Here is a 20,267-nt window from a genome sequence, read left to right as displayed (position 1 = left end):
TTTGCTACTCTTTTCTCTATGCTCTTTTGCGCAAGAAAGAAAAGAAATTATTGCGAAAAGAATAAGTAATCCTCCAAAAATTGATGGTATCCTAGATGATACTGTATGGCAAACATTACCTGCTCACGGTGAATTTAAAATGTGGAGGCCTGGTAATGAAGGTGAAATCCCTAAAGATTTACAAACCGAAGTAAAAATGGCCTATGATAACAAAGCCGTTTATTTTGGTGTTTATTTACATGATAACCAACCTGATGAGATACTACGTCAATTTAGTCAAAGAGATGATATATTTGTGCAGGCAGATTTTTTTAGTATAGCAATAAACACCTATAATGATGGGGTTAATGAAACTAGGTTTTTTATTACTAGTGCGGGTACTATAGGTGATGCAAGAGCTGATCAATTTAATCAAGATTTTAGTTATAATGTTGTTTTTGATGCTAAAGTATCTTTTGATGATAAAGGATGGTATGCAGAATTCAAAATACCTTATAATGCATTGCGATTTCCTGAAGTAGACATACAAGATTGGAGTATTAATTTTTTTAGAAGATCTTTGAGTAGAAATCAAACATATACTTGGAATTTTATAGATAATAGCAAAGGGCAACGTACACAATATAATGGATTAGTAAAAGGGGTACATAATATCGATCCCCCAACAAGACTTACATTCTTTCCTTTTATACAAGGTCTTGTTTCTCATAATGATAAAAAAAATAAAGCTGATTTTAGTGCAGGAATGGACGTAAAGTATGGATTGAGTGATGGTTTTACGCTCGATGCTACTCTTATCCCCGATTTTGGTCAAGCAGCTTTTGATGAAGTTCGCCTTAACCTTGGACCCTTTGAACAAACTTTTAGAGAAAATAGACAATTCTTTACTGAAGGTACAGAATTATTTAATAAAGGTAATGTATTCTTTTCAAGAAGAATTGGGGGAAGACCTTCTAAATCCATATCAGATGATGATCTAGCTACTCATGAGGTAGCAGAAGATGCTCCTTCCAAAATAAATTTGCTTAATGCACTAAAAGTTTCTGGAAGAACTAGTGGTAAATTAGGTATTGGATTCTTGAATGCTATTACAGAAAAAACAGAAATACAGATTACAGATACTATTACAGGAGCACATCGAAAAGAAACAGTAGAACCACTAACTAATTATAACGTTTTTGTACTAGATCAGCAATTTAACAATAACTCCTCTGTATCATTGATAAATACAAATGTAACTCGAGAAGGAAGTGATTTTAGAAATGGAAACGTAACTGGATTAGTTTGGAACCTTACCAACAAATCTAATTCCTATCGACTTACAGGAAGATCTATGGTGAGTCAGGTAAATTTACCTAAAGATAATATAGGTGGTTTTGCTTCTGAATTAGATTTTGATCGCATCAAAGGTAAATTTAGATATGGATTTGGGCATGATCTATCAAATACAACCTATGATATAAATGATCTTGGGGTAAGTTTTAGAAATAATTTTAATAATTTCAGAATAAATGCCTCGTATCAAATTTTTGAACCCAAAGGATGGTTCAATAATTATAGAGTTAATATTTTCACACGACACCGTAGATTATATAGTCCTAGCATTCAAACACAAAATAGCCTTGGTGCTGATTGGTTTTTTATGGCTAGAAATCGATTTGCTTTTGGAGGAAATACTGTTTACAATTCAAAAAATAAAAATTATTTTGAACCAAGAGTAAAAGGAAGGTTTGTAACTTTTAATCCCAGCCTTGGTGGAAGAATGTTTATTTCATCTGATTATAGAAAAAAATTTGCATATGATGTTAGTGTTGGAACAAGACAATGGTTTGATGACCCTCAAAAAATCTATAGAATAGAGGTTTCTCCCAGATATCGATTTTCTGATAAATTATTGCTTATATGGCGATCAGAATACTTCTATCGCCCTGATAATTTTGGATATGTTGATGATAATGGAACCGATGTTTTTCTAGGGAAACGAGATGTAGTTTCTTTAGAAAATTCCTTAAATGCCAGTTATAATTTTGATCCATATAAATCGATAAACTTACGATTCAGAAACTTCTGGAGTACAGCAGATTACACAGATAATGTATTTTATCTTCTCAATGAAGATGGTTCCAAATCTCAAACTGATTATGATATTTCTGATGACGATCCAAATAGAAATTTTAATATCTGGAATATTGATTTAAGTTTCAATTGGAGGTTTGCACCTGGTAGTGAGGCTACCCTACTCTATCGCAATCAAATTTTTAATGAGGATAAGTTGTCCACATTAGATTACGGTCAAAGTTTGGACAATTTATTTACGCAACAAATACAACACACGCTCTCATTAAGAATCGTATATTTCTTGGATGTGAATAATTTAAAACGTTCTTCTAAAGGATAATCTTGGGGATTCTGATGATATTGATTACTTTCACTGCATCAAGTATAGAAAGTAAATGATTAAAGCAACAAATATTCATAAAAACTACGGAGATTTACACGTCCTCAAAGGTGTAGATCTTCATATAAAAAAAGGAGAAATTGTATCTATCGTTGGTGCTTCTGGTGCGGGAAAAACAACGCTCTTACAGATTCTTGGCACATTAGACAATCCTAATAATGACAAAAATAATTCATCATTAACAATTAATGAATCAGATATTTTTGAGCTTCAAAAAGAAGAATCAAAAATTCGTAATTTGAAAAGTGCTTCTCTCATTCTGCCTTTCTTTAGGATTGTTTATTTAGGCTTTGTGGTATTTTGTATCTTCCTTTTTCCTGATATGGTTGATACTTACCTCAGAAATGCAATTAGAATTTCATTAATCCTAATTCCATTAGTAATCTTAGGAGTTTATCGTCTTTTTACCAAAAAAAAGAAAAAAGGAATCAATCTTTCCTCTTTTAGAAATACAAACTTAGGCTTCATATTTCAATTTCATCAATTATTACCTGAATTTACAGCCTTAGAGAATGTATGCATTCCTGCATTTATAAAAAAAACACCAAAAGATAAAGCAGAAAAACGAGCTAAAGAGCTTTTGGATTTTCTTGGATTATCTCATCGATATAATCATAAACCCAACGAACTTTCTGGAGGAGAACAGCAACGGGTTGCAGTAGCTAGAGCGCTTATCAATAATCCAAAAGTCATTTTTGCTGATGAACCCTCTGGTAATTTAGATAGTGAAGCTGCAGAAAATTTACATCAGTTGTTTTTTAAACTTAGAGATCAATTTGGGCAAACTTTTGTCATAGTTACTCATAATCGTGAACTTGCAGATATGGCAGATAGAAAACTGGTAATGGTAGATGGTAAAATTGTAACAGAATTGTCAGAAAAATAAATTAAAAATAAAAGAGGCTGTGTTATGTACAGCCTCTTTTTGCATAGATTCTCGAAGTTCTTTGATTGTGTTTACATTTTTATTTTAATACAGATATTGTATTGCAGTTACATCATTTCTATTAAAAGCCCCAGTTTGACTAGTTCCTGGTGCAGAACAAGAAATCATAAATGATGTAATATCGGTACCTCTAGGTGTTCCAGGAATATGTATTGCTCCATCAGCACCTTGACCTTCTGCTCCACCATCACACACTCTACGTTGCCAATCTGTATGACGTAAACCAATACAATGTCCCATTTCGTGAGCGATTACATGAGTAGCATATGCTACTCCTCTATTCTCTACTCCTGGCCCAATGCGTGCCCACTTATATGGCCTTCCTCCTGATGGAAACCCTGCTTGCCCTCCACTACCTAAACTTCTTTCTACATAAATCACCATATCTGCTGCTTGATAATTTGTTCCAAAAGAAAGTCTCAGGTTCAGAGAAGTATTTAATCTATTATAATTATTAACTGCTCTTTGCAAAGCTTGTCTACCTGTATTAGATATTCCATAACCACCTCCACCAGTGTATCCTAGTACATCAACGGTGCGATTAGAATTAGAAATTAAGTTACGGGTTCTATATTGTTTGGTCCCATCTTTTAATGTTTCTAAGCTCGATTCATCAGTCAAACTTGCTACAGGTATTCCAAGGTCTGTACCATTAATAAAATAATCTTCTATACTACCATCAAGGTTTTTAAGGGATTGAATAGTTACACTTTTTGTGTTTACTCCCATGTTTGATAGTTTAATGAGTTGTTCTTTTGTAGGAACATTACTTACCTCATTTATTTCTGTAGCAATTTCTTCTCTTTGGCAAGAGGAGATACATCCAACTATAATAGCGCTAAGCGCCAATAATTTTATTGTCTTCATATTGTTAAGTTGTTAATTAATTTAAGCCCTAGAAAAAAACCATAACTTTTTTATAGACTTAATTCAAAATTTAAGAATTAAGAACTTCGAAAACCTTAGTATAAGTAATTGGTATAATTTATAATGTAGAGGCTGTAAATCTTGTAAAAAACAAAGTATAAACCGGTTCGAAGGTGAAAATATACCCCTATATATCAAAAATTTAAAGTTAGTTTTTGATTCTAATCCCTCGATTATCAAATTTTAAAATTGCTTTTTTAGTAAATCAAAATGATACTAATAAAACCTAAATTTGCAATTAAAAAATAGAGTCCGGTTTATAGCTTTGTAGCAACCAAGAATAAATTCTTATAGTTAACCAGCTATAAGAAATTTATTACTTCTAAGTAAAAAACGAGAATTGAAATACTGTTTAGAAAGTGTATTCATAAATTGAGTTTGTGTAAAATTAGTTGATGCTAAATTCAATAAAAAAAACACTTCTTACAACAAATGAATGTCCAATAACATGATTTAAGACATCTAAATACATGTTTCGAAACATTATTTACTCCTGACTATCAGCTACTTGTGTTTTTAGCGTATGATGAAGGAGAAACGCCTACGATATCCTTAAAATTTTTATAAAATGATGCTCTAGAATTAAAACCAACCTCATTTGCAATGGCAGAAATACTAAATTTCTTATGTCGATCCATTGATAAAAGCTTCTTAAACTCTTCTATTCTATAATAATTAATATAATTATTAAAGTTCTTATGCTCTATCTTATTAATTGCTTTAGAAATTAATCGCTCAGGAAGTTTAACATTTTTGGATAACATTTTTAGAGTAATCGAAGGGTTTAAATATGCTTTGGTTTCCAACATATAATCATCAATAATTCTTATTGCATTTTCTAATTCGGCAATAGTTTCTTTTTTATCCGCATTAGATGAAGTTACATTGACTATATTTATTTGTACCAAACTTGCAATAGTTAAATAATAAAGAGCAAATAAATAAGTAATCTCAAAAATAATACTGATATATTCTTGATTAAAAAATATACGAAATGTGTGTGATACTATATTAAATAAAATACATACTACACAAAAAACAGTTAACCAGTTTAATGATTTGAATTTGGTAATCTCATAAAAATGAAATAATTTTTTCTTGTGCTCTATATTAACCTTTATAATCATTACAGAGAATGTTATAATATATATAGAAGCTATGATACGAATAATAGTATTAAGATGAATTTGTTGTAACGTGGTATATATAGTAGGGTTTATAAGTAAAGTAACAAAAAATATCGATAGAAATAAGAATTCTATAATACCTGGAATATAATAATAAAGTTTTCGTTTAATACATATCCCTGAAGTTTCTACAGCATAAAAAAACAAAAAATTCATGCTTAAAAAATCAAACCGTAATGGTTGGTAATGAATCGCAGGATGCTCAATTACAATATTCAACATATGCATTACCAACTCAACAAACAGTGTAGCAAAAAACAACCCTAGATATCTGTTAATATGTACTTTTTTTGATTTATAAAAAAATAAAACAACAAAAATAACTAACGTTTGTAAGCTACTTATTAAAACTAAATAATCTATAACCCTCATTCTATTAACCTTTGAATAACAAATGATCACTGACTGCTATTTATCGACAATAAAAACGATTATAATTTATAGTAAATCAAATAAATAACATTTATTTTGATTATATCTAAGTAATTTAAACTTAATTATTAATTAATTTATTGTATTTAACAGTATATTTCGATTTTTAAAATAAAAAAAATCTGTATTGATATTACAAACGTCTTGATATATAAAAACATATCATTAATAATTTTTAATTTGAAAAAACTAAATAAAGAAGAACTTAAAGGTTTTTTGGATGAAAAAGCTCTTTTTTATGAGCAACCTAAATTTATAGAGACAGATCCTATACAAATTCCACACTTATATACTAAAAAAGAAGATATCGAAATCTCGGGATTCCTTACAGCTACAATATCCTGGGGAAATAGAAAGAGTATTTTAAAAAATGCACATCGGTTAATGCTTCTTCTAGACAATAGCCCACATGATTTCATTATAAATCATACCAAAAATGATCTTCTATCTTTTGACGGCTTTGTACATAGAACTTTTAATAGTACAGATCTCACCTATTTTATTACAGCATTGCATCATATTTACATCAAATATGGTGATATGGAAACTTTTTTTAAAGCCTTTAAAAAAGAGAATAACTTTCAATTAGCTATTCACCATTTCAAAAAAGATTTTTTTTCGTTACCACATCTATCTAGAACAGAGAAACATGTCAGTGATCCTTTAAAAAATTCTGCCGCCAAACGTATTCATATGTTTTTACGTTGGATGATAAGGGGTGCTAAGGGAGGTGTAGATTTTGGATTATGGAAGAGTCTCTCTACTTCTCAATTATCATGTCCTTTAGATGTTCATTCAGGAAATGTTGCTCGTAAATTAGGTTTATTAAAACGGAAGCAAAATGACGGGAAAGCATTATTAGAACTTGATAAAAGGTTAAGAGAATTAGACCCAAAAGATCCCGTTAAATATGATTATGCGCTATTTGGACTGGGTGTATTTGAAAAATTCTAAGCATCACAATAAGGAATAATATTAAGTTTACATTTTATACATTTTGGTAATATTTCTTTAATAAAGATAAAACATCTTCTTAAAGCTATTCAAGTGTGGACTAGATTAAATTTGTGAAAACAAATAAATCCACACAGTAATGAAAAAAGACCTCACTATAGCTATTCTAGCAATAGCTGTATCACTAACCTCCTGTAATAAAGATGACAATGATACTATTACACCTCCAGCAGAAAAAATTGAATTAAAAAACCATTCTATATCACCTGTACTAGTAAAAAAAACTACTAGTTTCTCTGATATAAAAATATATAACCTACTTTCATCAGAAGACACATATATTCCAGATTTCACGTATGGTTCTATGGCTGATGGGGCGGCATTATTAAATAATAATGATGGAACTTTTACTCTTATTAATAATATAGAAGCTGATTACTCTATCGCTAGAATTACACTAGATGAAACATTTAAACCAATCAAAGGAGAACATATCCTGAATGCTGTTGCTACTGCAAATACTGCACAATGCTCTGGCTCTCTTATTACTCCAGAAACTCATGGTTTTGGTCCTTTGTATTTATCTGGTGGTGAATGGGGAGGAGCATCTAAAGGTGTTTTTGCCACCGACCCTTATAGAGATATTACAGAAGCATCTACTCCAAGAATACTAACCGCTCTAGGGCAATGGTCTACAGAAAATGCAGTAGCATTAAGCAAACAAGCTTATCCAGAAAAAACAGTAATTCTAATAGGAGATGATAATAGTGATAATGAAGTCCCCTCTGGACAATTAGGAATGTATATAGGTAAACAAGGTGATCTAGAAGGTGGTAAATTATATGGTCTAAAGGTTACTTCTCCTGATATAGCATATGAAATGGATATGAAAGAAGGAATCTCTTATGATATAGAATTTATAGAACTGACAGAAAAAGATATAGATTTATTAGATGCCGAAGCGAAGCAAAAAGGAGTTATGGGATTCTCTAGGTTAGAAGATATCGACTGGCGAAAAGGAAATAGCAAAGCCAATAATCAGGAAGTATATTTTGCTGTAACTGGTAGAGACAAACCAGGTTTAATTGGCAAAGGAACACGATCAGGAAGAGTTTATAAAGTAGAACTCAATAGTGAAACACCAGATGGACCTGGTAAAATTACCTGTATATTAGACGGTGATAAAGAAGGAGGTACAGCAGAAGCCTTTCATAGTCCTGATAACATTCTGGTAACAGAAAATTATGTCTATATCCAAGAAGATCCAAACGGGATTCAAGATTTTAAACCTTCTGCTAATCATTATTCTAGACTATATCAATTCAATTTGAATACTAAAGAACTTAAAGTCGTCTTAGAATGTGATCAACTTAAAGGTGCTGCATCTGGTTATGGTACTACAGAAAAAATATGGGAAATAACGGGTATGATAGATATTTCTGATGTAATTAATGTAGATAAAACATTTCTTATGATTACACAAAATCACGGTTGGGAACGATCAGATGGTATACCATTTACAGATCCTACTGCCAACCCTGATCTATCCAATAGCAGAAAAGAAGGAAGTATGCTTTATATAATCAACGGATTAGACAGATAAGTATATGAGATTTTTAAAATATTGTAAAGAGGCTTATTATATAAGCCTCTTTATCTTGCTTATTATTTCTTCTTCTTGTTCAAAAAAAGAAAAAATAGTAAAAATTCCGTTCAATATTCAAATGAAACAACAATTTACAGAAGATATTACAAGGGCTATTACTTTTATAGATAGTGCGGTAATAGATGTTAATATTAAAAAAAACTTCTTACAGTCTAGAAAATATTTTAAAAAAATAGAACCAATACTAGCTTCTCTTGATATAGAAAATTATGCATTTCTCAACCAGCCAAACATCTTAAAAATTGAAGAAGAAGATTATACTGATATCAAATTAAAAAAACCTAGTGGATACCAAGTCCTTGAAGAAGAAATTTTTGTTGATGAAATAGATAGTGTTCTTATCAAAAAACACTTGAATCTGGTAGCCAACAGGCTAAAATTAATTAAAGAAAATAGTAATTTCAACCATATAAAAACATATCATTTCTTATGGTTGTTTAGAAAATCAATACTACAGATAGCACTTACTGGAATCACTGGTTTTGATTCTCCTGTGCTAGAAAATTCACTTGAAGAATCCAAAATTGTATATCAAAGCTTAAAAACATATCTATCTATTTTTAAAGATGAATTTAATGATCCTCAACTTTTTGAAAAATGGAATAATGAAATTGATTTATCTATCAAAGACTTAACAACCGATTTTAATACGTTTGATAGATATCATTTTATAAAAAATCATACTCATAGACAATTAAATTTATGGAATTTGGTAGTGATTGATTGGGGAGTTCATTTTCCTTTTGAACTTGCTATAAAAAATAAAGCAACCTCTCTTTTTTCTAACACTACTTTTAACCACACTTTCTTTACAGACAAACAATCAGGAGAAATCACACCAGAAAAAATAGCGCTTGGTAAAAAACTATTCAATGACCCTCATCTATCATCTGATAAGAGAATGAGCTGTGCTACTTGTCATCATTCTGATAAAGCATTTACAGATGGACTAAAAATTGGATCTGGAGTAACTCGTAATACTCCTACATTATCCTATTCAGGTCTTCAGCAAGCATATTTCTACGACAAGAGAGCAGGCAGTTTAGAGGGGCAAATTATTGCAGTTGTAGAAAATGAAAAAGAATTTCATACAGATCTCAAAACATTAACAAGAGTCGTATCAAAAGATAGTGTTTACCTAACAGATTTCACCAAAGTATATCAAAATCAAAAAATTGATAATACAACCATTAGAAATGCAATCGCTACTTATATCAGAAGTTTAGCCCCTTTTAATTCAAAATTTGATAGCAATATTAATGATTTAGAAAACACACTAACTCAAAATGAGATCAATGGGTTCAATCTTTTTAATGGCAAAGCTAAATGTGCTACTTGTCATTTTGCACCATTATTCAATGGCACAGTTCCTCCTAATTATAAGGAGTCAGAAATTGAATTAATAGGAGTTCCTGAACAAAAAGATACTATTAATGCAGTTATCAGTAAAGATTTAGGAAGGTATCATGTTTATAAAACCCCACAAAGAAAACATTTTTTCAAAACCCCAACAATAAGAAACATTCATAAGACTGCTCCCTATATGCATAATGGTGTATATACAACTCTTGAAGAAGTTATAGATTTCTATAATCGTGGTGGTGGCATCGGAATTGGTATTGATACCCCATATCAAACACTACCTTCAGATTCTTTACTCTTAAATGATCAAGAAATAAAAGATTTAATTCTATTTATGAAAACTCTTGATGATCAAAACGAATGACTAAAATTTTATTTTTAGGTATAAAAAAAACTTTGAGAAAAATCTCAAAGTTTTTTTTTGTTTTTCTTATTCTTAAGAAATATAAAACAAGTAACTGCTTTTACATTTTTTCAGATAATTTTGTCAATTGATCTGATTTTACTTGCATATACTTACTTAGCTTTTCTATTTCTTCACCTGGAAGCACACTAATAAGACGAGTATATTGCTTAGATAGACTACTACTTGCGTCACTCAACTTAAGAAAAGAATCCATATCATTTGCTTCTACAGCTTTCTTATAATTTGCAACATATCGCTCATAATCTTTTATATATTTCTTAGCAAACGAATTATCAGTAGAGAATGAAGTTCCTGGTATGCGTGTTGTTTTTTCTTTTGTTTCTACAGTCTTCTTTTTTGTTGCTTTTTTCTTCTTTGGCTTTTCAGGTTTTTTTTCTTCTACAACTTCTTCAACAGCAACATTTGTTGAGTCTTTTACTACTTCTACTACATCTAGCTTATCTGCTTTAGGGTCTTTTTTGCAAGATCCTGCAAGCAATAATGTAGCACAAAATAAAATAGATAAAATGGGGGTTTTCATAATTTTGATTTTAGTATAAATATTTAAGTTAGCGTTTACTTTTGTAATTTATTGTTTTTGTTCTTGTGTTTTAACAAGGTAATTATTGTAAAAACACTTTTAATTCTTCATAATCAACTTCTTTTTGGGTACCTAATTTCATATCTTTTACAGTAAATGTACCTGCCTCCATTTCAGAAGTTCCTACCAAAACAACAAAAGGAATGTTTCTTTTATCAGCATATCCCATTTGTTTTTTCATCTTAGCACTATCTGGGTATAGTTCTGCTATTATTTGATCACCTCGTAGTTTATTTACTGCTTTTAAACTATAAATAGCTTCTGATTCTCCAAAATTTATAAATAATGCTTTTGTAGAAGAAGCTACTGTCTCAGGAAATAACTTTAATTCATCCAGTACCAAATAAATCCTATCCAAACCAAATGAAATCCCGACTCCACTTATATCTTTTAATCCAAATATACCAGTAAGGTCATCATATCTACCTCCTCCTCCAATAGAGCCTATTTTTACCGTATCTGGAGCACTTACCTCAAAAATTGCACCAGTATAATAATTCAAGCCTCTTGCCAAAGTTACATCTAGATCTAATAAAGCAGTAGTCAAAGGAATTTCTTTGATTACATTTACAATAAACTCTAACTCTTTCACGCCCTGCATCCCTTCTTCTGATGATGCTAGCATACTTCTTAACCCTTCTATTTTTTCAGATGTTGTTCCTGTAAAATTAAAAAGAGGTTTTACTTTTTCTATAGCTGTTTCAGTAATTCCCTTTCCAAGCATTTCTTTCTTTACTCCATCCTCTCCAATCTTATCAAGTTTATCTAACGCAACAGTAAAATCTATTAATTTATCACTTGCTCCTATAACCTCTGCAATTCCAGAAAGAATTTTACGGTTATTCATTTTTATGGTTACTCCCTTTAGATTAAGCTGTGTAAATACCTGATCATACAATCTTATAAAGTCCACTTCTTGCAATAAGGATTTACTCCCTACTACATCTGCATCACATTGAAAAAACTCCCTAAACCTACCTTTTTGTGGACGATCTGCGCGCCAAACTGGTTGAATTTGAAATCTTTTAAACGGAAAATCTATTTCATTTTGATGTTGAACAACGTAACGAGCAAAAGGAACAGTAAGATCATAGCGTAATGCTTTTTCACTAATCTTAGAAGTCATCTTTTTACTATCTTTTGTGGTATACAAAGCTTCATCTACTTTGTTTAGGTAGTCTCCACTGTTCAATATCTTAAAAATTAGTCGATCTCCTTCTTCCCCATACTTTCCCATCAAAGTATCACTATTTTCAAAACTTGGAGTTTCTATTGGTTGAAAACCAAATAATCGAAACTGTTTTCTGATAGTATCCATTATATAGCCTCTTTTTGCTACTTCTATCGGTGAAAAATCACGTGTTCCTTTTGGTATTGATGGTTTCTGAGCCATTATTATAAATTTATAATTACAGTAGAAAGAAAGTAGTTTTCTGAGCATCAACAACCAAGAACTTTTTTCTTGATCAAAAACACCTCTCTACTTACTAGTACGGCTACAAATATCTAAAAAAAGAACAAAGACCATTGCTTATAAACATAAAAAAAATGTTTTTTTAAGTAACTTTAAACTCGTTTTGTAGTCCTATAAAAAGAACATCTTATTTAAAACATTATGTTTTCACTCTTTAGAGAAAATATTAGAATCGCAATGGATTCTATAAAAGGTCAGGTTTTAAGAACCATCCTTACCATAGTTATCATTGCTATTGGTATTACATCATTGGTAGGTATACTAACATTGGTAGGCGCATTAGAAAACACAATTTCTGGAGATTTTGCCTCTATGGGAGCTAACACCTTTAATATTCAACGATACGAATTCAGTACCAAAAACAATAAAGAACAAGAAAAAATAAACCCTATACTTAGTTATCGTAACATCAAAGAGTTTAATGATAAATACAAGTATCCCTTTTCAAAAACATCTATTCACTTTACAGGTACTAGTAATGCCGAAGTAAAATATGAAAATGAAAAAACAGACCCAGAGGTAACTGTAGTTGGTATTAATGAAAATTATCTCGAAAATACAGGTACCGAAATTGATAGTGGAAGAAATTTTACGTTCTTTGATATAGAAAACAACAATCATGTATGTCTGATTGGTTCTGATTTTAAAAAGAATTTATTTAAACACACGACACCATTAGGAAAAACAATAAGCATTAGAGGAGTAAAGTTTAAAGTTATTGGTCTTCTAAAAAGTAAAGGAGCTACTTTTAGAAATAATCAGGATTTACGAGTACTCATTCCGCTACAAACAGCTAGATCAATTTTTACACTTCCTAATATTAATTATGGAATCAGTGTAAAGGTAGATGATAAACAATTTCTAGAAGGGGCCCAAGATGAGGCTATACTTACCTTTAGAAACATTAGAAAATTAAACCCTATTGAAGAAAACAATTTTGGTATCGAACGCAGTGATGATTTATTAAATCGTATCGCTAGTATTACCATTTATCTATATTATGCGGCTTGGATAATAAGTATTATTACCATTTTAGGCTCTTCTATAGCGCTCATGAATATTATGCTAGTATCAGTTACAGAACGAACTAGAGAAATTGGAGTAAGAAAAGCATTAGGTGCAAAAAAACAAACAATTGCTGGTCAGTTTTTTATGGAAACTATTATTATTGGTCAAATTGGAGGATTTACTGGTATTATTCTAGGAGTTATGATTGGTGGAGGGATTGCATCATTGATAAATTTTTCATTCAGTACACCATGGTTAGCGATCATCGCCGCTACTACCATTTCTTTTATTATTGCTATTGTTTCAGGATTATACCCTGCATTAAAAGCCGCCAAACAAGATCCTATTGAATCCTTACGTTATGAATAAAAAACTCCTTAAAACCCCGTATAATAGTAACTTCTATCCCTCTTTACTATTAACTAATTTAGCAAAAAAACCGTATAACTCTCCTTTGGTAATAGCCGCTCCTTTTTCTATCAACGCAAATTTATCCTGATTTTTATCATCTCCATATTCCTTAGAAGCATTATAAAACACTACTTCATCATTCAGTAAATTATCTTTCAACCACTGATATCCATCTTGTGTTGTAATATCAATCGCCTCATTATTTACTTTTACCGCAATAAGATTCATTTTATCTTCTTGTAAATCAAATAAATGTATTTGATCTTTTGAAAAATGCTCTAAATATTGTGCATTGGTAAGTACTTTTTGCCACACCAAATCGCTAAAAATATCAATCTCCTCTTCTGCAACATGAGGTTTTTGTTCTTTTATATCTTCCCATTCATCTGCTGTAATAGATTGAGTAGCCAAAAAGTTGATAAACTCTATGTGTAATTCTTCTAATTGCTCTTTACTTAGTCTTTGATATTTCATTTTGAAAAAAATTGAATGCAAAAGTAATTATAAAAAGAAGATTTCAAAACAATACACAGGTCCATATATCAATCATTTTATTTTTTATAAACAGACTAGCTCAAAATCTTATAATTTTATAATCTATAAAAGTCTTTATATTTATACTCAAACAAAAAAAAGTTCCAAAATGAATATCTTATATAAAGTAAACACCTTATCTATTTTTCTCATATTTTGTATCTCTGTAAGTATGAAAGCGCAAAAACTCTCTCAGGCCGAAAAAAAAATTATCTCATCTATTGAAGCCAATCACTCATCTGCTATTCAATTTTTAGAAAAAGTAGTAAATATAAACAGTGGTACCATGAATCATTCTGGAGTAAAAGAAGTTGGTACTATTTTTAAAAAGCAATTTGAAGATATTAATTTTCAAACACGATGGATTGATATGCCTGCAGAGGTAAATAGAGCAGGACACTTATTTGCTGAGACCACTGGTAATAAAGGAAAAAAAATACTACTTATTGGTCACCTAGATACCGTATTCGAAAAAGACAGTCCTTTTCAAAAATTTGAAGTGAATGGCACTACCGCATATGGCCCTGGAGCAAATGATATGAAAGGCGGAAATGTAATTGTACTGTATGCCCTAAAAGCCTTACAAGAGAATGATTTACTAGGTGACTCACAAATTATCGTTGCCTTTACAGGTGATGAAGAAAGCACAGGCAAGCCATTAGAGATTAGCAGAAAAGATCTAATTGATGCCGCCAAAAAAAGTGATATTGCATTGGGTTTTGAAACATCTACAGGTTTTAACTATGCCACTGTTGCACGTAGAGGGTCTTCTGGGTGGCAACTAGAAGTCAAAGGAAAAAGAGCACATTCATCCGCTATATTCAATGAACAGGTAGGAGCTGGAGCTATTTTTGAAGCCTCTAGAATTTTGAACGAATTTTATACAGAGGTAAGAGGTGAAGAATATCTTACTTTTAACCCTGGAATAATCTTAGGAGGAACTGACGTCGAATTAAATCAAAATACTAGTAAAGGTAAAGCTTTTGGAAAAAGTAATGTTGTTGCTCAAACCGTGATAGTAAAAGGAGGATTACGCTTTATTTCTGAGGAACAGAAAGAAAGAGCACGAACTAAAATGAAAAGCATTGTCAATAATAATTTGCCCCAAACTAGTGCGGCTATCACATTTACAGATAGCTATCCTGCTATGCAACCAACAGAAGGAAATCATGAGTTGTTAAAACTATTAAATGAAGTAAGCAAAGATCTTAACCAAGGGGTTGTTACTGCATATGACCCAGGTAAGCGTGGGGCTGCAGACACTTCGTTTATTGCTCAGTATGTAGATTGCCTTGATGGATTAGGAGCTATGGGGAGTGGTGCTCATACTCCCAAAGAAACTCTTGATTTATCTACTTTTATGGCTTTAACCAAACGTACAGCCTTATTAATCTATAGACTCATTAATCAATAATAGATAAAAAACCTCGGCAAAGTTTACTTTGCCGAGGTCTAATAATAACAGTATTGAATACTGTTTTTTTTAGATCTTATTAGTTGAATATATATCGCAATCCAACTTGGGCCTGCCATCTAGATTGTAAACTAGAATCATATCCAAATGTTTTAGATAAATTTTCATCAAATGTATAGGTAGGTATATTTGTACTAGAATCAACATTTACACCCAAAACCTGAACATTATTTGGTTGCTGCACTAATCCCCATTCAGAATTAATTAAGTTTCCTATATTTAAAACATCCAAACTTACTTGAATTGTATTTACTCTCTGGCCAACATTGATATTAAAATCTTGTAATAACTTAAAATCAACTCTATTTCGCCAAGGTGCTATCGCACCATATCGTTCTGCATAGCTCCCTCTATTATCTCTTAGATATTCATCTTGCTGAATATACGATTCAAAACCAGCTCTTTGCGCTTCTCTTTCTACAAAAGTAGCTCCACTAAATGAATAAGTAGCCAATTGATCTTGAGTAGGAATATAAATCAAATCGTTTATCACAGAATTATCCCCATTGATATCTCCCCCGTATGTATAATTAAACCTACCTCCTTGTGCAAACTCTGCAAATGCTGAAATAGTGGTTGCGAACTTATCACTCCCATATTTCCATTTTTTTGAAGCTACAGCAATAATTCTATGTTTATCTCCATATTTTGAATAAGATAAAACATCATTATTTACATTACCCAAAGCTGGATTTCCAACAAATGCATCTCCTGTAATCTCTGCTTCTATAGAATTTACATCTTTAGAATCTAAATAACTATAAGCAATACTGGCATATAAATTATTTTGGAAATTTTTGGCAACCTTCATAGAAGCATTAATAACTCTACCTTGATTTGAATTAGTTAACACAAAAGCATTATTTGCTCCTTTATCTGTATCACCATATATCAATCTATTATCTACACCAGATAGGCTTTCTGTTGGAGTTCTCAGCCCCCAATTTTGCACGTGTACTCCATTGATATCTTCGGTATAAGCAAAATCTCCTGTAAGTATTATTCCATTATTCAACTTATAATCAACGCCAAAACTAGATCTCCATACTTGTGGAAACTTGAAATCAGGATCTACTAGTTGAAAAAATCCATCATCAGCTCCACTTACTTGATTTCCTATCCAAACAAATGGTAGCCTTCCTGTAAAAATTCCTGTTCCTCCACGTAACTGAAATGTCTTATTTCCTCTTACATCATAATTAAATCCTAATCTAGGTGATAATAATACCTTATCATTTGGCAAGGTAGTAGAGCTTAGAGATACTGGCTCGCCACTCTGTGGATTGTAATATACAATATCTTCATCTCGACTTGCCCCATTATCTGTATCAATATATTTTTGAATTAATTCATCTGTATTAAAATACAATGGTTTATCAACTCTTAAGCCATAACTAAACTTAAATCGTTCTGTTATATTCCATTCTTCTTGAACATAAAATGCCAATTGCCCAACATTAAGCTCCGCTAGTTTCCAACCACCATCGTTACCTGCACCTGCAGAATTAAATGCTTGGAATCTATCTTGTGCAAATTGTAAGTTGGCAGCGACTACCCCATTATTTGCATCATCAAGAAAAGAGTTTACCGAAGTATATGGAAAAAACAATCCTCTATATGTAGACCCAAAATTCGCAAAATCCTCATATGCTGTTAGATTAAATGAATTTTTAAACCTAAACATCTCAAAAGAACCTCCAATAGTTACTGTATGATCTCCTAGAAATATATTAAGATTATTGGTTGCTTGTATTACTTTTTGATCTAGTTTATTTTCTATAGAAAAGGGTTCGTGACCTGCAATTATATAGTTTGATCCTGCACCATCTTGAATAGTTATTACTGGTGAAGGGATCGATAATGGGTTTCTAAAATCATCAAAGTGTGTATATCCTGCTTGAAATTTATTGGCTACCTTACTAGAAAATGTAGAGTTCACCTCTAATTGAAAAGAGTTGATATTATTATTTATCTCATACCCTGAATTCTCAAACTGTAAGGTTGCAGCACTTGGTCCTCGTATACCTAATGCAGTTGGATGTGCTGGTTTTTCTTTTGAAGCTCTCAAAAAGTTATAAATAATAGCAGCTCTATGTTTACTATTAATATTCCAATCTAATTTTAAAATACCTTTTGTAGATTCAGAATCATAGGTAAACCCTTGATACGCTCCTGTATTGTATCCTAAACTGGATAAAGCATTACTCACAGCGATCATATCTGATTCTAATACACGAGACTCATTGATTCCTCCACCTCCAGTATTGGGCAACCATGGAGATCCTAAATCTGTACGTTGATCTCTTTCTGCATTTGCAAAAAAGAACAATTTATTTTTAATAATTGGTCCTCCTATACTAAATCCATATTGAGTTTGTTCTAGGTCTGATTTAAATACATCGTCTCCTTTTATTTTTCCACCAGTAAGATCCTCATTTCTAAAAAAGCCATACAATGTCCCTTTAAAGGTATTTGTTCCACTTTTGGTAACTGCATTTACAGATGCACCAGTAAAACCAGATAATGTAACATCGTATGGAGCAGTAGACACTTGAATTTGTTCTATTGCATCCAAAGAGATAGGTTGTGCATCAGCTTGTCCTCCTGGAGTTGCTGCATCCAAACCAAATGGATTATTAAATACGGCTCCATCTAAGCTAAAATTATTAAACTGATCATTTCTACCTCCAAAAGAATTTCCGCTAGCTGTAGGTTCTAACCTAGTAAAATCAGCTGCAGATCTTGAAATGGTAGGTAAAGTTGTTAATTCTCGTCTACCAACACTAGTCTCAGCTCCTGTACGCTCACTACCAAATGTAGAATTCTTATTGGTAGTAATAACAACCTCTTCTAACTTGTTATCATCTTCTGCCAATATCACAGATAAGTTAAACGTTTGACCTAATTGCAAAAACACTTCATCTATAAGCTGTTTTTTAAAACCTATATAGCTGACTGTTATTCTGTAAGGCCCTCCTACTCGTAAGTTATTTAAATTAAAACGTCCATCAAAATCAGTTACACCTCCATAAGAGGTTCCTGTAGGCGTATGTACTGCAGTGATATTTGCTCCAGGCAATAATCCATTACTATGGTCTCTGACAATACCAGAAATATTTGATGTAGTTACTTGAGCATTAATAGCAAATCCTATTAGCACAAAAGACAATAAAATAATTTTCTTCATATACAAATGAGTTATGTTAATTTAATGCAAAAATAAAACAAGAAAATCGCCCAAAAGGGCGATTTTCATAAATATTATAAAACAGTTATTAACTGTTTATTCTTATTTTGCTTGTGCTACTATCTCAAAAGCTACAGGAACAATTACTGCTCTATGAAGACGAACAGAGGCTTCATACTGACCTAAACGTTTGATCGTTCCTCCTGGTACAGTAATGAATTTCTTCTCAAGTTCAACTCCTTGCTTAGCAAACGCTTCAGCTACATCAGCATTAGATACAGAACCAAATAATTTATCTCCTGATCCTACTTTTGCAGAAATTTTGATTTCTAATCCAGATAGTTTATTACCTATTTTCTCTGCATCTTCAATTTCTTTCTTTTCTTTAAAAGCACGTTGTTTTAAAGTTTCAGCAAGTACCTTTTTTGCAGATGGAGTTGCTAACAAAGCAAACCCGTTAGGTATCAAATAGTTACGACCATAACCATTTTTAACTTGTACTACATCGTCTGCGAATCCTAGATTCTCAACGTCTTTCTTTAATATAAGTTCCATAATGTTATGACGAATTTTATTTTAATAAATCACCAACGTATGGCATTAATGCTAAGTGTCTTGCTCTTTTTACAGCAACACTAACTTTACGTTGATATTTTAATGAAGTTCCTGTAAGACGACGAGGTAATAATTTACCTTGTTCGTTTACAAATGCCATTAAGAAATCAGGATCTTTATAATCGATATATTTAATACCTGACTTTTTGAAACGACAGTACTTCTTTGTCTTTGCTGTATCTATATTAAGAGGAGTAAGATACCTGATCTCTCCGTCTTTTTTTCCTTTAGCTTGTTGTTCTATAGATGACATAATTAAGCTTTTTGTTTGTTTCTAGTTCTTCTTTTTTCTGCCCAAGCAATTGCATGCTTATCAAGTTTTACTGTAAGATAACGCATTACTCGCTCATCTCTTCTAAACTCAACTTCTAAACTATTGATTGCTTCACCAGGCACCTGATACTCAAACAAGTGATAAAATCCACTTTTTTTGTGTTGAATAGCATAGGCAAGCTTTTTAAGCCCCCAGTCCTCTTTTGATATCATCTTGGCACCATTAGAAACAAGAATGTCTTCGTATTTCTTAACTGTTTCCTTTATCTGATCATCAGATAAAACGGGATTCAAGATGAAAACAGTTTCATATTGATTCATAAAAATCTAAATTTAAATTAAAATTGGGTGC

Annotated in this window: 16 protein-coding genes; 7 read left to right on the top strand and 9 right to left on the bottom strand. The window is 31.5% G+C overall.

Annotation, left to right across the window (positions count from 1 at the left end; translation table 11 throughout):
- Position 1 precedes the first annotated feature (1 nt).
- Complete coding sequence (locus DG508_RS06125; protein ID WP_234418187.1) at positions 2-2,398, top strand: DUF5916 domain-containing protein; 2,397 nt, start codon at positions 2-4, stop codon at positions 2,396-2,398.
- 55 nt (positions 2,399-2,453) lie between these two features.
- A complete protein-coding gene (locus DG508_RS06120; protein WP_108867282.1) occupies positions 2,454-3,344 on the top strand; it encodes an ABC transporter ATP-binding protein in 891 nt (296 codons plus the stop codon).
- Positions 3,345-3,428: 84 nt separating this feature from the next.
- Here the strand turns inward: DG508_RS06120 and DG508_RS06115 are convergent, their stop codons facing one another.
- Positions 3,429-4,271 (bottom strand): M57 family metalloprotease, encoded by an 843-nt coding sequence (locus tag DG508_RS06115; RefSeq protein ID WP_108867281.1) that lies wholly within the window; start codon positions 4,269-4,271, stop codon positions 3,429-3,431.
- Between the two features lie 560 nt (positions 4,272-4,831).
- Positions 4,832-5,740 (bottom strand): helix-turn-helix domain-containing protein, encoded by a 909-nt coding sequence (locus DG508_RS06110; RefSeq protein WP_159090709.1) that lies wholly within the window; start codon positions 5,738-5,740, stop codon positions 4,832-4,834.
- A gap of 390 nt (positions 5,741-6,130) precedes the next feature.
- On the opposite strand from DG508_RS06110, the gene DG508_RS06105 reads away from it, so the two are divergent.
- From DG508_RS06105 to DG508_RS06095, 3 genes are all read left to right on the top strand, one after another.
- Complete coding sequence (locus DG508_RS06105) at positions 6,131-6,904, top strand: TIGR02757 family protein (protein ID WP_234418186.1); 774 nt, start codon at positions 6,131-6,133, stop codon at positions 6,902-6,904.
- Positions 6,905-7,043: 139 nt separating this feature from the next.
- On the top strand, positions 7,044-8,507 hold the full coding sequence (locus DG508_RS06100; RefSeq protein ID WP_108867279.1) for a PhoX family protein: 1,464 nt from the start codon (positions 7,044-7,046) through the stop codon (positions 8,505-8,507).
- Between the two features lie 4 nt (positions 8,508-8,511).
- On the top strand, positions 8,512-10,296 hold the full coding sequence (locus DG508_RS06095) for a cytochrome-c peroxidase (protein WP_108867278.1): 1,785 nt from the start codon (positions 8,512-8,514) through the stop codon (positions 10,294-10,296).
- Between the two features lie 100 nt (positions 10,297-10,396).
- Here DG508_RS06095 and DG508_RS06090 read toward each other — a convergent pair whose 3' ends face one another.
- Together DG508_RS06090 and hisS are read right to left on the bottom strand one after the other, a co-directional pair.
- Positions 10,397-10,879: a hypothetical protein gene (locus DG508_RS06090; RefSeq protein WP_108867277.1), complete on the bottom strand. Its 483-nt coding sequence runs from the start codon at positions 10,877-10,879 to the stop codon at positions 10,397-10,399.
- A gap of 82 nt (positions 10,880-10,961) precedes the next feature.
- Entirely contained in the window at positions 10,962-12,332 is a 1,371-nt protein-coding gene (gene hisS, locus DG508_RS06085; RefSeq protein WP_108867276.1) for a histidine--tRNA ligase, read from the bottom strand.
- A 222-nt stretch (positions 12,333-12,554) separates the two neighbouring features.
- On the opposite strand from hisS, the gene DG508_RS06080 reads away from it, so the two are divergent.
- Positions 12,555-13,790 (top strand): ABC transporter permease, encoded by a 1,236-nt coding sequence (locus tag DG508_RS06080; RefSeq protein ID WP_108867275.1) that lies wholly within the window; start codon positions 12,555-12,557, stop codon positions 13,788-13,790.
- A gap of 33 nt (positions 13,791-13,823) precedes the next feature.
- On the opposite strand, the gene DG508_RS06075 is transcribed toward DG508_RS06080, so the two are convergent.
- A complete protein-coding gene (locus tag DG508_RS06075; protein WP_108867274.1) occupies positions 13,824-14,306 on the bottom strand; it encodes a DUF6495 family protein in 483 nt (160 codons plus the stop codon).
- A 169-nt stretch (positions 14,307-14,475) separates the two neighbouring features.
- On the opposite strand from DG508_RS06075, the gene DG508_RS06070 reads away from it, so the two are divergent.
- Positions 14,476-15,780, top strand: a complete 1,305-nt coding sequence (locus tag DG508_RS06070) for a M20/M25/M40 family metallo-hydrolase (RefSeq protein ID WP_108867371.1) — start codon at positions 14,476-14,478, stop codon at positions 15,778-15,780.
- 79 nt (positions 15,781-15,859) lie between these two features.
- On the opposite strand, the gene DG508_RS06065 is transcribed toward DG508_RS06070, so the two are convergent.
- From DG508_RS06065 to rpsF, 4 genes are all read right to left on the bottom strand, one after another.
- On the bottom strand, positions 15,860-19,027 hold the full coding sequence (locus DG508_RS06065; RefSeq protein ID WP_108867273.1) for a TonB-dependent receptor: 3,168 nt from the start codon (positions 19,025-19,027) through the stop codon (positions 15,860-15,862).
- A gap of 102 nt (positions 19,028-19,129) precedes the next feature.
- Entirely contained in the window at positions 19,130-19,582 is a 453-nt protein-coding gene (gene rplI, locus DG508_RS06060; protein WP_108867272.1) for a 50S ribosomal protein L9, read from the bottom strand.
- A gap of 16 nt (positions 19,583-19,598) precedes the next feature.
- The gene (rpsR, locus tag DG508_RS06055; protein ID WP_199912764.1) at positions 19,599-19,898 is read right to left on the bottom strand and encodes a 30S ribosomal protein S18; all 300 of its coding nucleotides are present in this window, start codon (positions 19,896-19,898) and stop codon (positions 19,599-19,601) included.
- Positions 19,898-20,236 carry a 30S ribosomal protein S6 gene (rpsF, locus tag DG508_RS06050; RefSeq protein WP_103866352.1) on the bottom strand — a complete coding sequence of 113 codons (339 nt, stop codon included), beginning with the start codon at positions 20,234-20,236 and terminating at the stop codon, positions 19,898-19,900. Before rpsF ends, rpsR begins: the two co-directional genes overlap by 1 nt.
- Positions 20,237-20,267: the final 31 nt, after the last annotated feature.

It is taken from the genome of Aquimarina aquimarini (genome assembly GCF_900299535.1).
Lineage (GTDB): Bacteria > Bacteroidota > Bacteroidia > Flavobacteriales > Flavobacteriaceae > Aquimarina > Aquimarina aquimarini.
The sequence above is the reverse complement of the archived record's forward strand: the minus strand, read 5'-3'. Positions and strand labels throughout refer to the sequence as shown.